Below are 1,687 nucleotides of genomic sequence, written 5' to 3'. Positions count from 1 at the left end.
TCGACGCGACATGCTCGGCGGGGCCGGCGCGACGATGCCGAACGGCCGGAGACCGACGCATCGCCCGATACCCACGCCAATTCAAATCTCTGACGGTTCGCGGCGCCATAACGCCCCAAACCCATAGCGCCCCGAACCCTCGATGATCACGGGAGGTGACGGTGGTGCCGGTCAGCGGTCGCTGCTGAACGCGGCGTCGAACGCGGCGGCGGGCGGGTCGAAGGCGAGCCCCCGCACGAACCGCACCGCCTCGGGCGCACCGACGAGGCGGTCCATCCCGGCGTCCTCCCACTCGATGGAGATCGGGCCGTCGTACCCGATCGCGTTGAGCGCCCGGAAGCAGTCCTCCCACGGCACGTCGCCGTGGCCGGTCGACACGAAGTCCCAGCCGCGCCGCAGGTCCGCCCAGGGTAGGTGCGACGACAGCCGGCCGCGGCGGCCGTCACCGCACCGTACCTTCGCGTCCTTGCAGTCGACGTGGTAGATGCGGTCGGCGAAGTCGAAGATGAAGTTGACCGGGTCCAACTGCTGCCATACGAAGTGCGACGGGTCCCAGTTGAGCCCGAACGCCGGCCGGTGGCCGATCGCGTCGAGCGTGCGCACCGTCGTGTAGTAGTCGTACGCGATCTCGCTCGGGTGTACCTCGTGCGCGAACCGCACGCCCACCTCGTCGAACACGTCCAGGATCGGGTTCCACCGGTCGGCGAAGTCGCGGTAGCCGGCGTCGATCATCGACTCCGGTACCGGCGGGAACATGGCGACGGTGTGCCAGATCGACGATCCGGTGAAGCCCACGACCGTTCGTACGCCCAGCTTCGCCGCGGCCCGGGCGGTGTCCTTCATCTCCTCGGCCGCCCGTCGGCGTACCCCTTCCGGCTCGCCGTCGCCCCACAGCCGCGCCGGCAGGATGCCCCGGTGCCGCTCGTCGATCGGGTGGTCGCAGACGGCCTGGCCCACCAGGTGGTTGGAGATCGCCCAGACCTGCAGCCCGTACTTGGCCAGGGTGCCGAGCTTGCGCTCGACATAGGTGTCGTCGTCGAGCGCCTTGTCCACCTCGAAGTGGTCGCCCCAGCAGGCGAGCTCCAGTCCGTCGTAGCCCCACTCGGACGCCAGCCGGCAGACCTCTTCGAACGGAAGGTCGGCCCACTGGCCGGTGAACAGCGTGATCGGTCGCGCCATCGTGCTCTTCCTCCACTGTCGGCGTAATGAGCAGGCGCGAGGGTGACCTGCCAGCTCAGGAGGTGACGGTGCCGGTCGCGCGGTGGGCATCGCCGGCGGGTTGCGCCTCCCGCCGGGACGCCGGCGAGGAACGCCGGAAACCGCCCGACCGGTCCGGGACGTCCCCGGGCCAGGTTCGCTCATCCTAGGCGGGCCGGGCGGCCGCGCACCAGGCTCTGCGGGATCGGTGGGATCCCCCCCGCATCGGGGTTGGACCCCCGCCCGCCCGGCATCCGGGCGGCCGTACGGCATGGCGTCGGCGGCGCCAGGCACGCCCGGCACACCCGGACGCGAGGCGCCGGGCGGGCGGGGTCGGCGGTGGGACGGCGCGCGGCGGCACCGCCCCACCCCGTCTGCGGCGCCCTCGACCGGAGGGCGGCGTGAGGTCGGGACAGGCGTGAGGTCGGGACAGGCGTGAGGTCGGGACAGGCGTGAGGTCGGGACAGGCGTGAGGTCGGGACAGGCGTGA

Annotated in this window: 1 protein-coding gene; it reads right to left on the bottom strand. The window is 71.9% G+C overall.

Features of this window, described 5'->3' with window-relative positions; all coding sequences use genetic code 11:
• Positions 1-171: 171 nt before the first annotated feature.
• Positions 172-1,179, bottom strand: a complete 1,008-nt coding sequence (locus Pme01_RS13605; RefSeq protein WP_168115753.1) for a sugar phosphate isomerase/epimerase family protein — start codon at positions 1,177-1,179, stop codon at positions 172-174.
• Between the last annotated feature and the right edge of the window lie 508 nt (positions 1,180-1,687).

This window comes from Planosporangium mesophilum (assembly GCF_016863255.1).
GTDB classification, from domain to species: Bacteria; Actinomycetota; Actinomycetes; order Mycobacteriales; family Micromonosporaceae; genus Planosporangium; species Planosporangium mesophilum.
This window is presented reverse-complemented; position numbering and strand designations above follow the sequence as displayed.

Excerpts from the sequence above, each read along its gene's own strand:
- Pme01_RS13605 (WP_168115753.1), bottom strand. The coding sequence starts at position 1,179 with ATGGCGCGACCGATCACGCTGTTCACCGGCCAGTGGGCCGACCTTCCG.